The 18,884-nt window shown below is 64.5% G+C and carries 17 protein-coding genes; 10 read left to right on the forward strand and 7 right to left on the reverse strand.

All coding sequences use genetic code 11. The annotated features are described in order from the left end of the window. Positions 1-8: 8 nt before the first annotated feature. The 6 genes from ACFQZZ_RS02900 to ACFQZZ_RS02925 all read right to left on the reverse strand — a co-directional run bounded on the left by ACFQZZ_RS02900 (position 9) and on the right by ACFQZZ_RS02925 (position 6,601). The gene (locus ACFQZZ_RS02900) at positions 9-800 is read right to left on the reverse strand and encodes a carbohydrate ABC transporter permease (protein WP_378674039.1); all 792 of its coding nucleotides are present in this window, start codon (positions 798-800) and stop codon (positions 9-11) included. Positions 801-871: 71 nt separating this feature from the next. Continuing rightward, the gene (locus ACFQZZ_RS02905; protein ID WP_378673458.1) at positions 872-1,801 is read right to left on the reverse strand and encodes a carbohydrate ABC transporter permease; all 930 of its coding nucleotides are present in this window, start codon (positions 1,799-1,801) and stop codon (positions 872-874) included. Positions 1,802-1,995: 194 nt separating this feature from the next. Further along, positions 1,996-2,898, reverse strand: coding sequence for an Ig-like domain-containing protein (locus ACFQZZ_RS02910; RefSeq protein WP_378674042.1), 903 nt, complete (start codon positions 2,896-2,898; stop codon positions 1,996-1,998). 381 nt (positions 2,899-3,279) lie between these two features. After that, complete coding sequence (locus ACFQZZ_RS02915) at positions 3,280-4,677, reverse strand: cytochrome P450 (RefSeq protein WP_378673461.1); 1,398 nt, start codon at positions 4,675-4,677, stop codon at positions 3,280-3,282. Between the two features lie 45 nt (positions 4,678-4,722). After that, positions 4,723-5,952 (reverse strand): serine hydrolase domain-containing protein, encoded by a 1,230-nt coding sequence (locus ACFQZZ_RS02920; protein WP_378674045.1) that lies wholly within the window; start codon positions 5,950-5,952, stop codon positions 4,723-4,725. 112 nt (positions 5,953-6,064) lie between these two features. After that, positions 6,065-6,601, reverse strand: a complete 537-nt coding sequence (locus ACFQZZ_RS02925; protein WP_378673463.1) for a DUF6764 family protein — start codon at positions 6,599-6,601, stop codon at positions 6,065-6,067. A 362-nt stretch (positions 6,602-6,963) separates the two neighbouring features. On the opposite strand from ACFQZZ_RS02925, the gene ACFQZZ_RS02930 reads away from it, so the two are divergent. Together ACFQZZ_RS02930 and ACFQZZ_RS02935 are read left to right on the forward strand one after the other, a co-directional pair. Further along, a complete protein-coding gene (locus tag ACFQZZ_RS02930; RefSeq protein ID WP_378673466.1) occupies positions 6,964-7,485 on the forward strand; it encodes a hypothetical protein in 522 nt (173 codons plus the stop codon). A 58-nt stretch (positions 7,486-7,543) separates the two neighbouring features. Then, positions 7,544-9,001 carry an MFS transporter gene (locus ACFQZZ_RS02935; protein ID WP_378673469.1) on the forward strand — a complete coding sequence of 486 codons (1,458 nt, stop codon included), beginning with the start codon at positions 7,544-7,546 and terminating at the stop codon, positions 8,999-9,001. Between the two features lie 41 nt (positions 9,002-9,042). Here the strand turns inward: ACFQZZ_RS02935 and ACFQZZ_RS02940 are convergent, their stop codons facing one another. Beyond that, positions 9,043-9,717, reverse strand: coding sequence for a serine protease (locus ACFQZZ_RS02940; protein ID WP_378673472.1), 675 nt, complete (start codon positions 9,715-9,717; stop codon positions 9,043-9,045). 559 nt (positions 9,718-10,276) lie between these two features. On the opposite strand from ACFQZZ_RS02940, the gene ACFQZZ_RS02945 reads away from it, so the two are divergent. From ACFQZZ_RS02945 to ACFQZZ_RS02980, 8 genes are read left to right on the forward strand one after another with little or no spacing between them, the layout of a single operon-like run. Beyond that, on the forward strand, positions 10,277-11,095 hold the full coding sequence (locus tag ACFQZZ_RS02945) for an MlaE family ABC transporter permease (RefSeq protein WP_378673475.1): 819 nt from the start codon (positions 10,277-10,279) through the stop codon (positions 11,093-11,095). Between the two features lie 4 nt (positions 11,096-11,099). Beyond that, a complete protein-coding gene (locus ACFQZZ_RS02950; RefSeq protein WP_378673477.1) occupies positions 11,100-11,963 on the forward strand; it encodes an MlaE family ABC transporter permease in 864 nt (287 codons plus the stop codon). Positions 11,964-11,969: 6 nt separating this feature from the next. Beyond that, on the forward strand, positions 11,970-13,484 hold the full coding sequence (locus ACFQZZ_RS02955) for an MlaD family protein (protein ID WP_378673480.1): 1,515 nt from the start codon (positions 11,970-11,972) through the stop codon (positions 13,482-13,484). After that, a complete protein-coding gene (locus ACFQZZ_RS02960) occupies positions 13,481-14,509 on the forward strand; it encodes an MCE family protein (RefSeq protein WP_378673483.1) in 1,029 nt (342 codons plus the stop codon). The genes ACFQZZ_RS02955 and ACFQZZ_RS02960 overlap by 4 nt, the downstream gene beginning before the upstream one ends. Further along, positions 14,506-15,504, forward strand: coding sequence for an MCE family protein (locus ACFQZZ_RS02965; RefSeq protein WP_378673485.1), 999 nt, complete (start codon positions 14,506-14,508; stop codon positions 15,502-15,504). The genes ACFQZZ_RS02960 and ACFQZZ_RS02965 overlap by 4 nt, the downstream gene beginning before the upstream one ends. Further along, entirely contained in the window at positions 15,501-16,592 is a 1,092-nt protein-coding gene (locus ACFQZZ_RS02970; protein ID WP_378673488.1) for an MCE family protein, read from the forward strand. The genes ACFQZZ_RS02965 and ACFQZZ_RS02970 overlap by 4 nt, the downstream gene beginning before the upstream one ends. Next, positions 16,589-17,692 (forward strand): MlaD family protein, encoded by a 1,104-nt coding sequence (locus tag ACFQZZ_RS02975; protein WP_378673491.1) that lies wholly within the window; start codon positions 16,589-16,591, stop codon positions 17,690-17,692. The genes ACFQZZ_RS02970 and ACFQZZ_RS02975 overlap by 4 nt, the downstream gene beginning before the upstream one ends. After that, a complete protein-coding gene (locus ACFQZZ_RS02980; protein WP_378673494.1) occupies positions 17,689-18,867 on the forward strand; it encodes an MlaD family protein in 1,179 nt (392 codons plus the stop codon). Before ACFQZZ_RS02975 ends, ACFQZZ_RS02980 begins: the two co-directional genes overlap by 4 nt. Positions 18,868-18,884 lie beyond the last annotated feature (17 nt).

Raw genomic sequence — 18,884 nt, forward strand, 5'->3', positions numbered from 1 at the left:
TGTATCGGTTAACCCTTGACCGCACCAGAGGTGAGGCCTTTGATCATGTGGCGCTGAAGCAGCAGGAACACCAGCAGGATCGGCAGCATGGTGAGCAGCGTGCCCGCCATCACCGGTCCCCAGTTGGTGACGCTCGGATTCTCGGTGTTCTGCAGCAGGGTGAGGCCGACCGGCAAGGTGGCGACCGTGGTGTCGTCGGCCATCAAGAACGGCCAGAGGTATTCGTTCCACTCGTTGACCAGCGTGACAACGGCGAAGGCGACCATGGTCGGCCCGGACATCGGCAATACCACCCTGGTGAGCAGTCGCCACCAGTTGGCGCCGTCCATCCTGGCCGCCTCGATCACCTCCGAGGGCAGTGAGAGAAAGTGGTTGCGCATCAGGAAGGTGCCGAAGGCAACGCCGCAGAGCGGAACAATGATGCCCTGGAACGTATTTCGCCAACCCAGCTGTGCGATCAATGCGTAGTTGGAGATCACGGTGATCTGGTTGGGCACCATCAGCGCGGCGATGATGACGAGGAACACCACGTTCTTGCCGGGGAAGCGCAGGAACACCAGGCCGTAGGCGCTGAAGATGCCGAGCACGAACTTCACCGCGGCGATGACGCCGGTGACGATCAGCGAATTGCGCAGGAACGTCCAGAACGGCAGCGCGGTGGTGGCTTCCTCGTAGTTCTCCGGATGCCAGCTGTGCGGCCAGTACACCGCGGGCTGGGTGTAGATGTCCGGGCGCGCCTTGAACGAGGTGATGATGATCCAGAACAGCGGCACGCCGACGATGATCAGCACGCACAGCATGGCGGCGTAGCCGAGCAGCTTCACGAGCAACTGCCGCTTCTGGTACGAAGATGTGGTCGGGCCAACGTGTTTCACTGCTCGCCTCGATCCATGATCCGCACCTGGATCAGCGTGATGGTCAGCAACACCAGGAACATGATGGTGGCCACGGTCGCGCCGTAACCGGCACGGAAGTTTCGGAAGGATTCCTCGTAGACCTGGTAGACCATCGTCGTGGTCCCGGTGCCGAGCGGTCCGCCCCGGGTCATCACGTTGATGATGTCGAAGACCTGCAGTGAGTTCAGCAGCACCGTGATGGACAGGAAGAACGTGGTCGGGCGCAGCTGTGGCAGTAGCACTTTGGTGAAGGTGGTCCACCGGCTTGCGCCGTCCATCTCGGCCGCCTCCATCAGATCGGCCCGAGTGCCTTGCAGCGCGGCCAGATAGATGACGAAGGTGTAGCCGAGGTTCTTCCAGATGTAGGTCACCGTCACCATGAACATCGCCCAGTGCGGGTCCTGGTAGAAGTCGGGCACCTTGTCGACGCCGATGCGGTGCAACACATCCTGGACCAGGCCGAAGCTGGGATCGAAGATGAACTGGAACGCAACACCGATGGCGGCACCGGAGATGACGAACGGCGCGAAGATGGCCGAGCGGACCACGTTGCGGCCGAAGAGCTTACGGTCGAGCAGCAGTGCGAGCGCCAGGCCGAGCACCATGCTGCCGATGACGGCGGCGAGGGTGAAAACCACCGTGTTGGTGACGATCTGCCAGGAATCCGACCGGCCCCACCACTCGCGGTAGTTCTCCAACCCGATGTAGGTCACGAAGGGGTCGGAGATGTTCCAGTCGGTGAACGACAGCCGGATGTTGTCCAGCAGTGGTCGATAGACGAAAAGCGTCAGCAGCGCGAGATTCGGTACCAGCAGCACCACGAAGAGTGCGTAGTCCTGCCACGGCCGACCCCGTAGGCCGCGACCTCGGGGTTGCGGAAGTACTCGCTCGGGGCTGGTTCGCACAGCGCGCACTCTACGGAAATGAGCAAACGGCCGGTTAACATCACCCGCCGACCCGCTGAACTTTCCAAACACCGACCAAGTGAAGCAAAGACCGGACATTCCGGTCGTCAACTTCGGGTTATTAGATCGTTTTGTTCGGCTGAGGCCCGCCCGCGAACGGGCAGGCCTCAGCTACGACAACGTGTGGCGATGGGTCAGGCGTTCCAGTCGCCGAAGCCGTCGCGGGCGTTCAGCGTTCCGCCCTTGGTGTTCTGCACGATGACCGGGTCGCCCTTCTTGGTGTTCTCGAGGAACCACTTGGCGTTCTCGGTGCTCACGTTCAGGCAGCCGTGGCTGGCGTTCGAAACGCCCTGCTGCGCAACCGACCACGGGGCGGCGTGTACGAAGATGCCGCTGTTGGAGATCCGCGTCGCGTACTCCACCTCCAGCTTGTAGCCCTCGGGGTCGGTGATCGGGACACCGTAGGTGGACGAATCCATCGTCATCTTGCGCAGCTGCTCGCCGACGTAGTACGTGCCGTTCGGGGTCTCGTACTTGGTCTTGCCCATCGACGTCGGCATCTCCTGCACGACCTCGCCGTTGAGGGTGATCGTGATGGTGTGCGTGGTGTCATCGGCGACGCTGACCAGCGCGTCACCGATGCGGAAGGCGCTGCGGGTTTCGCCTGCCTGCACGGTCACGTCGGTGTTGGCGGGCCAGAAGTCGTTCGGCCGCCACCGCACCTGCTTGTCGCTGAACCAGTTGAAGTGGCCGGGCGCCGGGTTCGACGAGGTGACCTTGATGGCCTTCTCCGCGGTGGCGTGATCGGTGATCGGGTCCTTGAAGTTGATGATGATCGGCTGCGCGACGCCGACCGTCTCGCCGTCGGCGATGTTGATCGACGGCGGCGCGAAGTTCGGCTTCGTCGTCGGATCGGTGGCGGCGGTGGAGGACGAGCCGGAACCGCCGGGCAGTGGTGCGGCTTGAGCGGGCGCGACCAGCGCGGCACCAGCCATCGCGATCGCCGCGGACAACAGGACGCCCTGCCGGATCCGCCGGGCTAGCTGCGCTCCCCGGTGTGTAGATGGCAACGACCTGGTGTGCAAAGCGACATGCATAGGTTTCTCGTCCATTCCATTTCTCGTCCGCGCGTAGCGAACGAGATCTTTCATAGGCGCGGAGCCTCTCGAGGCACCCCACGAATGTGTTGCGGAGCCAAAGACACGGCACCGCGGATGTAGCGCGGAACCCATGACGCGGCCCCGCAGGCATTTGACGCACTCGCCCCTGACGTCCATTTCTACCGTCGAGCGCGGCTCGAAGCCACCCGCGTTTCACACTGATTCAATCCGACCACTAAGTGTGTTGTGCGCCACATATGTCGTTGGCGGTCACTGACTTTCGCAAAAGCTGCCGGTCACACCGGCGAGTCTCGATGCGGGCGCGCAGCCGACCATCCAGACGGTTGTAGGTGACACCAAACCGGTTCGTGACGTAACTCACGCCACGACATCGAAGGGGATCGACCTTTGCGGACCGGTCGCGATGTTGTGTGGCACCGACAGCGGCGCGCGCCCACGCGCGTACCGCGGCGCCAGCCGCAGCCGGACCCGGCCGAGGATTGTCGCCAGCACGATCCGCAGTTCGTAGTCGGCAAGCGATGCTCCGACACAGCGTCGGTGACCGCCGCCGAACGGTGCGAACTCGAACGGTCCGTACCGGCGCTCGAGGAACCGCTCGGGCCGGAATTGCTCGGGCTCCGACCACACCCGAGGATCGGAATGCAACAGCGGTACGGCGACGCCCATCGTGTCGCCCGCCGCGAGCGGGACCCCGAGCAGCGTGAACGGCGCGGTGACCCGGCGCAGCACGATCGGCACCACCGGATGCAGGCGCAGCGTCTCCTGGCACACCGCGTCGAGGTAGGGCAGGGCTGCCAGTTCCAGCGGCGGCGCTTCGGGGCCTGCGGCCTGTAATTCCGCACGCAGCCGCCCCAAGGCCTCGGGTTCTCGGTGCAAATGGAACAGCGCCCACACCAGCGTGGTCGCGGTGGTCTCGTGCCCCGCAACCAGCAGGGTGCGCAGCTGTTCACACAGATCGGCATCGGAGATCGCGGTGCCGTCGTCGTAACGGGTCGTCAGCAGCATCCCGAGGATGTCGGCCGATGCGCGGTTCGCATCGTTGTTCCGCCTGGCGATATCGGCCAGGATCAGCGCGTCGAGCCGGTCGCGCGCCGCGACGAACCGATCCCACGGCGCATGCCCGAACAGTCCACGACGCAACACCGGCAGCAGCATCAGCGGCCCGGAGAACGCGGTGAGGAATTCGGCGACCGCGGCGGTGTAGGCGGCTCGCTGCTCGTGGCTGTCCACCCCGAAGACGGCCTCCAGGATGACTCGCAGGGTGATCGACCTCGCCGCCGCCTGCGCGTCGATGCGCGTGCCCGGCCGCCATGCGCGGCCGGATCCTGCTGTGCCACCGGACATTTCGTCCAGCGCCGAATCGCGGATCAGCTCCCCGTAGGCACGGATGCGAGCGCCGTGGAATGCGGGCGCGAGCAGTGCCCGGTCCTGCCGATGCCGCTCGCCCGCGGCGAGGATGAGCGACGCGGTGCCGACCAGCGGTTCGATCGGATTCGGTCGCGGCGGTTCGAGCAGCGCCATCGGCGCGCGAAACATCTCCCGCGCGCCTTCGGGTGTTCCGGTGAACAGCACCGAACCGAAACCGGGAAAGCGCACGTAGAACGGATCACCCTCGTGCGCGCGGCGCCAGCGGAAGTACCGCTCGAAATCAATGCCTGCCGCCAGTGCGTGCGCGACAACCAGCCTGGGCGTCCGCGGTGATCGCGCGACACTCGGCGCTGCTTGCTCGCCGCGCCGCGGTTTACCGACGTCCATATTTATAGGTACGAACTCATCGGTCCCGAGGTTCGACTTGTCATGTCATCCCGCCGCCGGGTCGAGCGGATCAGCGGCGACCTCCGTGGCCGGTTGATGTTTGCGCACTGTAGTGCTGGCCAGAGCCGCGAGTCGCGCGAGCCGGGCGTCGCCGAGCGCGGTCACGGCATTGCCGAGCCGGTTGGTGACGAAGGCGATCGACATGCCGAGCATCGGATCGGCATACGCACCGGACCCGCCGATGCCGTAGTGGCCGAAGGCGTTTCGCGGCTGCTGCTTGGACATCAGCACCGGCCGGTGATAGCCGAGGGTGAAGCGCAGCGGGAACCCGAGCACATAGTCGCGGCTCTCGGAGGGCTGCACCTGATTGATGGTTTCGATCGTCTCCGGCTTCATGAACTGCACGGTTTCGATCCCCTGTGCGCCGCGGTCCACCTCGACCCGCCCGCCGTTGGCGAGCGCACCGTACATCCTGGCCAGGGCCCGCGCCGAGAACACGCCGTTCCAGCCCGGCATCACCGCATCGTGCACCCGCGGGTCGCGGACCAGCTCGTCGAAGCTCTCCGGCATGCCCGCCTCGGCAAGCCCGCGGATGGGGCGCACCCAGGACAGCACAGACGACGCGGTGTTCCAACGGATTCCTGGTGGGCTCAGGTGCGGGAAGATCTTGGCGATCCGGTAACGCTCGGATTCCGGTACCCGGAACCAGAATTCGTCGATGCCGAGCGGCACCGCGATCTCCCGGCGCAGCACGTCGGTGAACGGGTCACCGGTCACCCGTTGCACGATCTCGGCCACCAGCCACCCGAACGTGATCGCGTGATACCCCGAGGAGCGGATGCGCCGCGGGTCCGCCGGACTATCGGCGAGAGCCCGCACCACCGCGTCGTAGTCGAGGATGCCCTCGCGGCCCGGCACCAGGCCGCGCACCCGGTGCAATCCGGCCCGATGCGACAGCACATCGCGCACCGTGATGTCGCCCTTGCCGTGGGCGGCGAACTCCGGCCAGTACTCGGCCACCGGTGCCTCGTAATCGATCAGACCGCGTTCGGCCAGCCGGTGCAGCACGGTGGAGGCCACGCCCTTGCCGGTGGAGAACGTGAGTGCCACGTTCCTGCCGTTCCAGCGGCGATCCTTGGCCGCCCACCCAGCCCAGATATCGACCACGGGTCGGCCATCGAGGTAGATCGCCAGTGCGCCGCCGCCGCGGCCGGTCTGGGTGAACATGCCGAAGAAATGGTCGGCCAGCCGGATGAACCTCGGGTCGACGATCATTTCCCGGGGCGCGGCCAGTCGCTTGCCGGATGGTTGGAAGGCAGAGACCACGGGTGCACCTCCTGACCGCTGGGACGGCCGAAGCGGGCACGAACTCAGCGGCCGGTAGCTCTCAGCCTAACGCGACAGGTGCGGTTTGCCAGCGACCGAATGGAGTAGCAAGGCAGGTGGCGCCGGTCGCCGAACTCCAGGCGAACGCGGCGGATCCGAGGCAGACCACGGCGCTGTCCGCGGATTCGACCCCGGCCCGCGACCCATCCAAGGCAATCGACACCGCGAGGATCTGACCACCGGCGCCGCGTTCGCCCGCGTCGGAAATCGAGGTCAGTGCCAGCGCATCCGTTCCGATTCCGATCGCGATCGGAATCCCGCCCACCCCTTCGCTTGCACCGATGCCACCGGCGGCGCCGATGCCGAATGCGGTTGCCCCGACGGTTGCCTTCGCGTAGCCGACACCGTCGTAACCCGCGGCGCGTGCCCGCCCGAAGGTGTCGCTCGCGGCCCGGCACGCGGATCGCCCATCGATGACCGTGATATCGCTTCCTTGGTCCGCCGCGCAATGCACGTCGGTTGCTGAGGCCACTGCCGGCAGCAGTAAGGAGGTGCCCATCGCGGCGGTCGTGCAGACGATTGCGCTGATCAGCTTCACGGACAACTCCTTTCACATTGGAATTCCCACCATACTCAGATCGGTTGCTGGGAATACGATTCCGCTGGTGGACCGCTGCGGGGACGTAATACCGCCCGCACCGACCAGGCGCCGCGCCGTCTTCGACTCGACGCGCGCGCCGCGCATGGTGTATGCATGGCGTGGTATTTCAAGCTCTGCATTGTCAACTTCGGATTCTGACGGGGGTGTGAGTTCGGAGCGTTACAGCTCGGGAGGACTGTTACGTGTCTGGTCGAAACTCAGGCCGCCTTGCGGTTGCCGCGGTCGCGGCGGTTGCCGCTGCTGCCGCGATCTTTGTGGCGGGATGTAGTTCCACTATCAGTGGTTCCGCGCAGCCTGCGATGAACAATGGAACGGTCGATGCGATATCGACAACAAGCACACCGAAAACCTCGAAGCCGACGACCGGCAGGCCGACCTCGGGCAAGCCGACGCCGACCTCGGCCGACCGCGGCGGCGACACCGACTTCCAGGCCAACGTCGGTGACTGTGTGACCTTGGGTGGCACGGTGTCCGACGCCACCATCTCCAAGGCTTCCTGTGGCAGCCGGGCATCGAACTACAAGGTGGTCGGCAAGGCGCCGACCAACACCCAGTGCGTCAGCGACCGCGACAACTACTACGCGGAAACCCTGAACGGCATCGAGCAGGGCGCGCTGTGCCTGGATATCGACTGGGTCGTCGGCGGCTGCATGGATGTCGGCGGGGAGGATCCCAAGCGCATCGACTGCACCGAGCGGGGCACCCAGCGGGTGAAGGTGACAAACATCCAGCAGAACGCCGACGATGCGGGCGTCTGCACCAGCGGTACCGGATTCACCTACCCGACCCGGCATTTCGTGGTCTGCGTCCAGGAACTCTGAGGCCGACGGGGCTTCCCATTCGCGGCTACCGGCGGCTACTGGCCGCTAGGTTGTGTGGGTGAGCACCCCGGAGCTTCCCCGCTTACGTTCGGCCAAGGGCCGCTGGATACTGCTGGCTACCATTCTCGGGTCGTCGGTGGCCTCGCTCGATGCCACCGTCGTCAATATCGCGCTGCCACGCATCGGCGAATCGCTCGGCACCGATGTCGCCGGCTTGCAGTGGACGCTGAACGGCTACACGCTCACGCTGGCGTCGTTCATCCTGCTCGGCGGATCGCTGGGTGACCGCCTCGGCCGCCGCAGGGTCTTCGTCTGGGGCACTATCGGTTTCGCCATCGCTTCGGCGCTGTGCGGGGCCGCGATGAATATCGAGATGCTGGTTTTCGCCCGCGTTCTGCAGGGTGTGGCGGGCGCCATGCTCACACCGGGCAGCCTGGCGCTGATCTCCTCGTCCATCGATCAGCGCGATCAGGGTGCCGCGATCGGTCTGTGGTCGGGGTTCGGTGGCGTCGCGGGCGCGCTGGGGCCGTTCCTCGGCGGCTGGCTCATCGATGTGGCGGGCTGGCAATCAATCTTCTTCATCAATGTGCCGCTCGCACTGGTCGTCGTGCTCGTCGCCGTGCGGCATGTACCGGAAAGTCACGATCCGAATGCCGCCGCGCGCCTGGATATTCCGGGGGCGGTCGTGGTCGCGCTGGCCTTGGGCGCGCTGACCTTCGGGTTGATCGACTCGATGCCGCTGCTTGTCGTCGCGGGGCTGCTGTTGCTCGCGGTGTTCGTGGTGATCGAGATGCGCAGCGACCATCCGCTGGTGCCGCCTTCGCTGTTCGCCTCGCGGGTGTTCACCGCCGCCAACCTGGTCACGCTCGCGGTCTATGCCGCCCTCGGCGGGGTGTTCTTCCTATTGGTTCTGCAGTTGCAGTTGGTGGCCGGATACTCGCCGCTGATGTCTGGCGTCGCCACCGTCCCGGTCACGCTGATCATGCTGGTGCTCTCCGCGCCCGCGGGCCGGTGGGCGCAGGTGCACGGTCCGCGCACCCCGTTGACGGTCGGACCGCTGCTCGCGGGCGCGGGGCTGGTGCTGATGCTGCGTATCGGACCGGACACCACCTATGTGACCGATGTACTGCCCGGCGTGCTGCTGTTCGGCCTCGGTTTGTCGGTGCTGGTCGCCCCGCTCACCGGGGCGGTGCTCGGCGCGGTGCCCGCCAGCGAGGCCGGTATCGCCTCTGGTGTGAACAACGCCGTCGCCAGAACCGCCCAACTGCTCGCCGTCGCCGCACTGCCTGGGCTGGCCGGGATCTCCGGATCGCTCGGTGACCCGGTCGAATTCGATCGAGGGTTCGGCGTCGCGATGTGGATCTGTGTCGGACTGTTGGTGGCGGGCGCGCTGGTGGCCGCGTTGCTGTTGCGGCAGCCGCGGCACACGCCGACGCTGGACAACGTCGACTGCATGCCGCAGTGCGGGATGTCGGGTCCCGCGTTGGCGCCCGGCGTGACCGTCAACGAAAAATGAGCGGGCCTCGCGGCCCGCTCATTATTTCCGACAGCTGCGGATCAGATCGGGTTGAAGCCCGCGCCGACCCCGCCGCGTGCGTTGAGATCACCCATGATCGAGGTCATATTGGTGCCGACCTCGGGACCGAAGCAGGCGATGGCGAGATAGGCGTTCACCATGCCGACCAACGTGGTGCCGACGACGACCGGAGCACCGGAATCGCCCTCCACGACGCACATCTGGGCCCAGGTCTCCATATTCGTCCCGAAGACGTCGCCCCAGGTGATGCCGCAAGTGTTGCCGGTGGTCCGGCCTTCCTTGCAGACGATCGTCGGGAACTGCGCCGGGGCGCCGATCCCGGTGATGGTCACATTGCCGATCCGGTTCACCGGGATGATCTTGTCCGGCTCGAACTGGATGACGGCGTAGTCCAGATCGTGATTGGAATAGACGAACCGGCCGATCTGGCCTGCGCCGCGGTCGACCTCGGCGTACACCTGAGCGCCCGGGTCGCCGCAGTGCCCGGCGGTCAGGCCGACCAGCCGACCGCCGCCGTCGTAACCCACTGTGGTGACTGTGCATTCGAACTGATTGTCGATGATGATTCCCGAACCACCGCCCACGACGGGCGGGCCGGGCGCTGCGTCCGCTGTCCCTGCGCCCGTCCCGAGCAGCGCCGCACCCAGGGCTACGGCGAAGGCGGCGTTGGCCACCTTGGCGAGTTTGCTGAACATGTCCCTCCAGACGTCGGAAGTCCGCACGATATCAATCTGTCGCACCCATCGTGTCAGTATTCGGGCCCGGGCGCGTCATGTACCGCCCCATAGGCGGGGTGCCACCGCGCCCTCATTTTTCGACATTTCAGGTAGAGCGTCTCTTACTAGCGCAATAGCAATCTTCTATAAGTGGCATCATCCGCGTAGTAAGTTTGTGTTTCAGTCACAACTTCGTGACGTCATGTTCGATGCTCTGAAACGAATGTGATTTTTGATGAATATTATCCGCGTAATTCAGCTGAGATACCGAATGGGCCGGTGATCAGCGCAGGTGAACTGTAACTTGTTCTAGAAGATGGACGGTTAACTTTGGGGCGTGCACCAACGCCCGTGCCGCGACTCATAGCTTTTTCTCAACGGTGACACATACCTATGACTGCAATCACATGACGATGGTGTGTTCTGCACTACTCCGTAGTAAGGTGCGTCAAGCAAACAAGCCGTCGGGGTTTGGGTTACCGGCGTCGAGAGGGGCTAGCCAGTGCAGTTGACCAAGAGTCCACCTGCAGCGTCGCGGATGAGTGACACGGTTGATTGGGTAAAAGGTTACTGGGAAGACCACCCGAAGCGGTCACTGGAGACCGGTGGCAGGCAGATCGCCATGGGATTCGCCGCCGTTGCCGAGCTGTTCATCGCGATATTCCGGCGCCGCTTTCCGTACCGTGAGTTCATCAAGCAGTGCGCGTTCATGTCGAGCGTCGCGGCGGCGCCGACGCTGCTGGTGGCCATCCCGATCGGCGTCATCGTTTCCATCCAGGTCGGCGCGGTCGCCGGCCAGGTCGGCGCGACCTCCTTCATCGGCGCGGCCAACGGCCTCGGCATCATCCAGCAGGGCGCCCCGCTGGTCACCTCGCTGATGATCGCGGGTGCGGTCGGTTCTGCGATCTGTGCCGATCTCGGTTCGCGCACCATCCGCGAAGAGATCGACGCCATGCGGGTGATGGGGGTGGATCCGTTGCGCCGCTTGGTCGCCCCTCGCCTCGGCGCTGCCATGTTGGTCAGTGTGCTGCTTTGTGGCTTCGTCGTCTTCGTCGGATTCTTGACCGGTTACATATTCAATATTTTCGCGCAGAACGGTACGCCGGGTTCCTATGTCGGCACCTTCTCCTCGTTCGCGGTAACCATCGATCTCCTTGTGGCACTGGTGAAATCGCTGATATTCGGGTTACTCGCGGCCATCATCGCCTGCGATACCGGACTCAATACCCGTGGCGGCCCAGGCGGAGTGGCGAACTCGGTGAACTCCGCGGTGGTCAGCTCCGCGATCATGTTGTTCGGAGTGAACCTCATCATCACCCAGATCTACAACGTACTTCTCCCCCCACAGGTGGTCTGAGCCGGTGTCATCAACCTATGTACCGCCGCTGCTGCGGCCACTTCGGCAATTAAAGAAGACAGCGCAGGCTCCGGTAGATCTGGTCGCTCGCCTCGGCCACCAGGTGTTCTTCTTCCTGCGGTCGATCGGCGCGATCCCGACGGCACTCAAGCAGTATCCGAAGGAAGTGTGGCGGCTGCTCTCGGATGTCACCTGGGGCAACGGCAGTCTGGTCGTCGGCGGCGGCACCATCGGCGTCGTGCTGATCCTCAGCGCCTTCGGTGGCATGACGGTCGCCATCCAGGGCTACACCTCGCTGAATCTGCTCGGCCTCAGCCCGCTCACCGGCGCCATCTCGGCCTTCGCCACCACCCGAGAGCTGGGACCGCTGTTGGCGGCCTTGGCATTTGCCGCACAGGCAGGCTGTCGATTCACCGCGCAGCTGGGTGCGATGCGCATCTCCGAGGAGATCGACGCGCTCGACTCCATCGCCATCAAGCCGCTGCCCTACCTGGTGAGCACCCGGATGTTCGCGGCGATGGTCGCCATCGTCCCGCTCTACTGCCTCGGCCTCTCCATGGCCTACATCTCGTGCTCGCTGACCGTGCAGCTGATCGGTGGCACGTCGAGCGGCACCTTCTCGCACTACTTCTATCAGTTCCTCATACCGACGGACGTGCTCTACTCACTGGCGAAGGCCATGGTGTTCGTCGCGATCACCACATTCATCCAGTGCTACTACGGCTTCTTCGCCTCGGGTGGTCCCGAGGGTGTGGGTGTCGCAGCAGGCCGGGCGATCAAGATGTGCATCATCGTGGTGGTATTCGCGGACCTGTTCATGACGTTGGCGATCTGGGGCGTCAACCCCGGCATCCGGATTTCTGGGTAGGGCGAGATGATCATCGATCCGAGTGGGCGCGGACCCACCATGCGACAGCTGCTCATCGCGGGCGTCTGTGGTCTGGTCGTCTTCGCGCTGATCCTGGGCTTCCTGATGGCCCGCTACCGCGGCTATTTCGTGCCGAAGGTGAACGTGGTCGCCAATCTGACCACCACCGGCGACGGACTGCCGAGCCAAGCCGACGTGAAATTCCGCGGCGTGCTGGTCGGCGCCGTCAAGGACGTCAATGTTGCCGCGAAGGGCGAAGAGCAGAAGGTCCAGATCGAGCTGAAGCCGGGGTTCGCGGCCGGCATCCCGTCCAACGTGACCGCCCGCGTGGTGCCGAGCAACCTGTTCGCCGTCACCTCCGTCGAACTCGTCTTCAACGGACCCGCCGACCAATACCTGCACGAGGGTTCGCAGATCCAGGAGGACCGCAGTCAGGGCACCATCGCGCTGCAGGACACGCTGACCACGGTCCGCACCATCCTCGACAAGATCGACCCGGTGCAGTTCGGCCGCGTACTCGGCACGCTGTCGCAGGCGCTCGACGGCAGCGGCCGGATGCCTGGTTCCACCATCGAACGGCTGGATCGCTGGCTGACCTCGGTCGACGAGTCGATCCCGAATCTCGGTGTGCTGCTGAATGATTTCTCCAGCTCGTTCCAGGCGCTCAACCAGTCGGCGCCGGAACTGCTCGACGTGCTCGGCAGCTCGGTGAAGACCGCACAGACGATTGCCGACCGGCGCATGGCGCTGATCGCGCTGATCTCCAACGGTGCGGGCACGGTGGATACCGTGAACGCACTGTTCGCCCGCAACGGCGACGTCGGCAAGCAGGTCACCGAAGGCACCAGCGACATGTTCGGTGCGCTCGCGGCCGATGCGAACTCGATCCCGGAGGCGATCGAGAGCCTGAACACCTCGCTGCGCAAGCTGAACACGACCTTCCACTGGGGTCCGCAGAAGCAGATGGTGTGGAACGCCGGTGTCACGCTCACCCCGTACAAGCCGTACGCCTTGGAGGACTGCCCCCGCTACGGCAGCCTGCCAGGTCCCAGCTGTGTCACCGCACCGACGATCGCCGACCCCGGCTACCTGCCGGAGTCGATGCGGCCGCGGGCCCTGGATTCGGCGGCCGGGCTGCCGAGGTTGCCGCTGCCCGCAGGTCTGCCGGAAATCCCTGGCGTGACGACTCCGGGTGGGGCCGCGGACGCCGCGAGTATCCCTGGCCAGAACGGGCCGCGGCCTTCGAGTCCGTTCGCGGGCACACCGCTGGAAGGACTCTTCCCGCAGCTGTTCCCACCCGCTCCCGGCGCCGCACCCGCTCCCGCGGCTCAGCCGGAGCCGCAACCGGATCTGCCCGCGACGCCGGCAAGCGCTCCGTCAGCCGGTCCCATTGCGTACGAAGGAGATGCCGCGATCACCGCGCTGCTCGGGCGTCGTCCGACGACCGCCGAATACCTGTTGCTGAGTTCGGCGCTGCGTGGGGGAACCCTGCAGGTCACCGAAAGTGGTGAGGGCAAGTGAGCGTTCGCAAACCCCTGATCGGATTCAGTCTGTTCGCGCTGGTTTCGATCCTGGTGACCGTGGTCATCTGGAATACCCTCGCGCGCGTCGTCGACGGCGACACCAACAGCTACACAGCCACTTTCACCGATGTGCTCGGCCTGCGGGAGGGCGACGACGTCCGGATGGCGGGCGTGCGGGTCGGCAAGGTCGAGAAGATCGAACTCGACAGCAAGAACGACGCCAAGGTGACGTTCATCGTGCAGCGCAACCAGACGGTGTACGACGACACCAAAGCTCTTGTGCGCTACCAGAACCTGATCGGCCAGCGCTATATCGCGCTGGCCCAGGGCAAGGCGACGAGCCCGGCGCCACTGAAGAACAAGGCAAGCATCCCGCTGGAACGTACCGAGCCGTCATTCGACGTTTCGGCGCTGCTCAACGGGTTCCAGCCGCTGTTCCAGGTATTGCAGCCCGAGCAGGTGAACAGACTGTCGGAGACCTTCATCCAGGCTTTGCAGGGTGACGGTGTTTCGTTGAGCGCGTTCATCACTCAGGCCGCGACCCTGGCCACGGATTTCCAGCGCCGGGACGCGATTCTCAGCGATGTGATCACCAACCTCAGCGGCGTGATGGCTGGGTTGGCCAAGCGAGGTGATGAATTGGAGACCTTGGTAACCCAGACCCGGTCACTGATCGGCGGTCTGTACGACCAGGGACAGTCCCTGCAGCAATCCACCGTGCAGATCGCGGATGCGACCAGCTCCCTGGTCGACATGATGGGATTGGTGCAGCCGAAGATGAAGACGGCGCAGGACTCGACGAGTGCCGCACTGACGCTGCTGATCGCCAACGGCGCCAGGCTCGACCAGGCGGCCATCGACCTGCCGGGGATGCTCTCGAATCTCGGCAAGGCCACCCAGGACGGCGCCTATGCGAACGCCTACATGTGCAAACTGGACGTCTCGCTGTACGGCATCCTGCTCCCGCGCGGTCTGCTCACCCAGATCGGCGGCAACGGACAGTCGGCGGTGTGCCGCCCATGATGACGAAGATCAGATCCAGGTTCGACAACAACCGGAACTTCTGGCTCGGCGTGATCGGCGCGGTGCTCGTCCTCGGGCTGCTGATCGGCTCGAGTGCCTACAGGCTGATCGGCGTCGGTGAGAAGACGGTGAAGGCCGAATTCGCCCAGACCGCCGGGGTCAAGGTCGGCGACAAGGTCAACGTCGCGGGCGTCCCGATGGGCCGGGTGGCGGACGCGAAGCTCGAGGGCGGGCACATCCTGCTGTCCCTGAGCGTCAACGACGACCTCGAGCTCGGCCCTGACGCCAAGGCGTCCATCAAGATGGCCACACTGCTCGGCGCCAGGTACGTGGATCTGGAGCCGGGTGACGGTTCGGGTCTGCGGGGCAATCGGATTCCGTTGTCCAATACCGCGGTTCCGTACAACCTGGCCGACGTGGTCGAGATCGGCACCCCGAAGTTCGAGGCGCTCGACACCAAGAAGCTGGCCACCTCGCTGGACATGATCAACAAGCAGATGGGCGATTCACCGCAGCTCACGGCGCAGGCGCTGGACAGCATCGGTGTGTTGGCCAAAGTGATGGACGCGCGTAAGGGCGAAGTCGACGGTCTGCTCAAGGACCTCGACCGGGTAACCCGGATTCTCGGCGACAACCGCAATAGCGTGCTGCTGGTGATCACCCAGGGCGAGGCCATCGCCAACCGGGTGATGGAGCGTCAGGGCCTGCTGCGTCAGCTGCTCGACAATGTGTCGACGCTCAGCAGGCAGTTGCAGGAGATCGGTGCCGCGAACGACAACCAGCTCGGCCCGACCATCATGCAGCTCAACACCATGGCAGAGGGCCTGCAGAAGAACAAGGACAACCTCGATCGGCTGCTGCAGATCATGCCGGTGTCGGTGCGCCAGTTCAATAACGCGTTCGGTAACGGTCCGTACGGTGAGGTCGGCCTGCCGTGGGTCTTCCCCGACAACTGGCTGTGCTTCGCCCACATGATCGAGGGATGCCAGGGATGAACCTCAGGACCATAGCCAAGACCGTCGCGATCAGCGCCGCGGCGCTTGCGGTCGGCAGTTGCTCGATCCTGCCGAGCTCGGTGAACAACGCGTTGGGCAACCAAATGCACATCACCGCGGACTTCGAGAACATCGCGGGCATGTACGAGGGCAATCCGGTGACGGTGCTCGGGCTGGAAGTCGGCAAAGTCGACAAGATCATTCCGAGGGGCACCCTCGTCGAGGTCCACCTGTCGATCGACGCCGGGGTGAAGATCCCGAAAGAGGCGATGGCCGCGATTGTTTCGCCGTCCATCGTGACCGATCGGCACATCGAGCTCACGCCGGCGTACACCCAGGGCGACACCATGTCCGATGGCGCCCACCTGCCCAAGGCGCGCACCAGAACGCCGGTCGAGCTGGACACGATGATCAAGACCATCGACCAGTTCGCCGCCGCGTTGAAGCCGGAACCTGGCACCGAAGGCATCGGCCCGCTCTCGGGCCGGGTGCTCTACCCGATGGTGAACGGTCAGGGCGAAAAGATGCGCGACACCCTCAATGCGCTCTCCGGCGCGCTGAAGGTCGGTGTCGACAATAAGGACGCGGTCTCCAGCATCATCGTCAAGCTGAACGAGCTGACCACGATGCTGGCCGAGAACGACCAGTCCGTCCGCGATTTCAGCAACCGGATGACGCAGATGACCGGACTGCTCGCGGATCAATCGCCCGGCCTGGAAGCGACGCTGCAGCAGCTCAACGACTTCCTGAACAACACAAGTTCGGTGTTCGTGCAGTACCAGGACCAGTTGTCGAGCTCGCTTGTCGGGCTGACCAAGGTGACCGACCAGCTGCGCGCCAATGCGCGTGGCGTCACCGAGGTCGTCGATCTCGCGCCGCTGCTCATGCAGAACCTCGATCGGTCGGTGAACCGGGAAATGGGTTTCATCCGACTGCACGGAAACATCCAGACCTTCCTCAACGGCGAGCTGTTGAGTGTGTTCTGTGAACGGATTCAGATGAAGCCGGACGGATGCCGGACCGGGAAGCTCGAGGACCTCGGACCCGACCTGGGAATTACGGCAGCACTGCTGGGGATGACCAAATGACCAATCGGCTGATGAAGAACGCAAGCCGCACGCTGATCGCACTCGCGGTGGCAACCGGTGTGGCCGTGACCTCCGGTTGCGGATTCACCGTGGAGAAGCTCCCGCTGCCCAAACCGGGTGCGACCGGCGAAACCTACACCTTGCACGCGGTTTTCGAGAACGCGCTGAACCTGCCGGATCAGGCCAAGGTGAAGATCGGGGGTTCCGATGTCGGGGTCGTCTCCAACATCAGGACGAAGAACTTCGAGGCAATCGTCGATCTGACCATCAGCAAGGACATCGAGTTGCCCACCGGCAGCACCGCCGAACTGCGGCAGGCCACGCCGCTCGGTGATGTCTTCGTCGCGGTGTCCAAGCCGAAGACGGAGCAGGGCACGCAGATCCTGCACGAAGGCGACACACTCGGGCTCGACAAAACCTCGGCGGGCGCGACGGTCGAAGAACTGCTCATCTCGGTCTCCATGCTGTTCAACGGCGGCGGTGTCGCGGCGTTGAGCAAGCTGACTTCGGAACTGGATTCCATCGTCGGCGGGCGCGGTGAACAGATGGCACATCTGATCACCGAGATGACCGGCGTCATCAGCAGTTTGAACGAAAACACCACCCGCGTCGACAATGTGTTGAACCAGTTCAGTGCGCTGGCGACGACCATCGAGACCAGGCGCTCGGAACTCGGTCAGGTCGCCGACACGCTGCCGCAGATGATCGGCGCAGTGGCGGAGAACAACCGAGCCATCGGGGATTTGCTGGCGAAGCTCTCGGTCACCAGCGCGGCGCTCGGCGACTATGCCAACAGTTCCGGCGGTCAACTGGCCAGCCTGCTCGACAACGTGCACCAGCTGATGGACGCACTGTCGAGGACCGAACAGAATTTCGGACCCGCGCTGGACGCGTTGCACCAGATGAAGCCAGGTGTCGACGCGTCGTTCCGTGGCAACAGCCTCGCCGTCTACGCGACCGCGACGAACCTCGACCTCAGCGTGCTGAGCGATCCCGCGCACGGCAAGATCCAGGATCTTCGTGACGTGGGGGATATGGCGGGCAGCCTGATCACCGTCCTGCAGTTGATCCAAGCGCGAGTGACGGGGGCCTACAAGTGACCTGGCTGACGAACCTGTTCCGGCGCAAGCTGCTGTTGTCGACCATCGGTCTGGTGCTGGTGTTCTTCATCGGCGCCAGCTATCTGTTGGTGAGCGTCATGCGGGTGAACCCATTGAAGTCCAACTACACCGTCACAGTGAATCTGGATCGCTCCGGCGGACTGCAGCCGGGCAACGATGTGACGCTGCGCGGCTACCGGATCGGCAAGGTGACCTCGATCGAGCTCACCGACCGCGGTCAGTCCATCGCCGCCAAGGCCCAAATCGACTCGAAGTACAAGATTCCGCTCGATACCGCGATCGCGGTGCAGGCGTTGTCCGGTGCGGGCGAGCAGTACCTCGATTTCCGGCCGGGCAGCGAGCAAGGGCCATACCTGCGTGACGGTTCGGTCATCCAGTTCGATCCGGAGAAGATCAAGACACCGACCCCGGTGTGGTCGGTGCTGGACAATTCCAGCGCCCTCATCGCGCAGATCGACCCGGACAAGTTCGGGGTCATCCTCTCCGAGCTCGACATCGCCCTCAGCGGTGGCCCGGATCAGTTGCGCGGCATGGTGAACGGGATCAGCTTGGCCATGGCCGGTTTCGATTCGCTGCTGCCGCAGACCACGAACCTGATCACCAATCTGCACACCATCGCGGACACCACCTCGAACGCACAGCCCGATCTGGCTACGCTGACCCGCAATTCGGGCGCGCTGTTCAATCAGTTCAACAATGCCAACGCCGAATTGCAGGCGATCCTCGAGCAGGCGCCGGGTCAGCTGACCAGTCTCGGCGCGGTGCTGGACAAGACCGCGGACCCGATCACAAGTCTGGCCGCCAACTTCTCCGCGATGACCAAGGCCGCGCAGTTGCGCATCCCGGCACTACAGGCCCTGTTCCCCTCGTTGACGATCGGTCTTTCGGCGGCGGGTGTGCCCGCGCACGACAACGAGTTCTTCACCATCGCCGATATCTGGGTGCGGCCGATCTGCCAGTACAAGCATGTGCCGATCCGCAACGAGGTCATCCAGGACGGCTCGCTGCCCAAGTGGAACTACTGCGAGAACCCGCCGCCCGGGTTGCAGATTCGTGGTTCGGCAAACGCGCCGCGACCGAATGTTCCGGACAATGGCGCCCAGATCCCGCCGAATGTGGATCTGAATGAAGTGACCCTCCCGCCGATCCGGTGAGTCGCTCGAAACAACCC

The organism is Nocardia sp. GCM10030253, assembly GCF_042675075.1.
Classification (GTDB): Bacteria; Actinomycetota; Actinomycetes; order Mycobacteriales; family Mycobacteriaceae; genus Nocardia.

Bases quoted from the DNA above. Each gene is read 5' to 3' on its own strand.
- ACFQZZ_RS02900 (WP_378674039.1), bottom strand. From the start codon at position 800: ATGCTGTGCGTGCTGATCATCGTCGGCGTGCCGCTGTTCTGGATCATC.
- ACFQZZ_RS02910 (WP_378674042.1), bottom strand. From the start codon at position 2,898: ATGCATGTCGCTTTGCACACCAGGTCGTTGCCATCTACACACCGGGGA.
- ACFQZZ_RS02915 (WP_378673461.1), bottom strand. From the start codon at position 4,677: ATGGACGTCGGTAAACCGCGGCGCGGCGAGCAAGCAGCGCCGAGTGTC.
- ACFQZZ_RS02920 (WP_378674045.1), bottom strand. From the start codon at position 5,952: ATGATCGTCGACCCGAGGTTCATCCGGCTGGCCGACCATTTCTTCGGC.
- ACFQZZ_RS02930 (WP_378673466.1), top strand. From the start codon at position 6,964: ATGAACAATGGAACGGTCGATGCGATATCGACAACAAGCACACCGAAA.
- ACFQZZ_RS02940 (WP_378673472.1), bottom strand. From the start codon at position 9,717: ATGTTCAGCAAACTCGCCAAGGTGGCCAACGCCGCCTTCGCCGTAGCC.
- ACFQZZ_RS02945 (WP_378673475.1), top strand. From the start codon at position 10,277: ATGAGTGACACGGTTGATTGGGTAAAAGGTTACTGGGAAGACCACCCG.
- ACFQZZ_RS02955 (WP_378673480.1), top strand. From the start codon at position 11,970: ATGATCATCGATCCGAGTGGGCGCGGACCCACCATGCGACAGCTGCTC.
- ACFQZZ_RS02965 (WP_378673485.1), top strand. From the start codon at position 14,506: ATGATGACGAAGATCAGATCCAGGTTCGACAACAACCGGAACTTCTGG.
- ACFQZZ_RS02970 (WP_378673488.1), top strand. From the start codon at position 15,501: ATGAACCTCAGGACCATAGCCAAGACCGTCGCGATCAGCGCCGCGGCG.
- ACFQZZ_RS02975 (WP_378673491.1), top strand. From the start codon at position 16,589: ATGACCAATCGGCTGATGAAGAACGCAAGCCGCACGCTGATCGCACTC.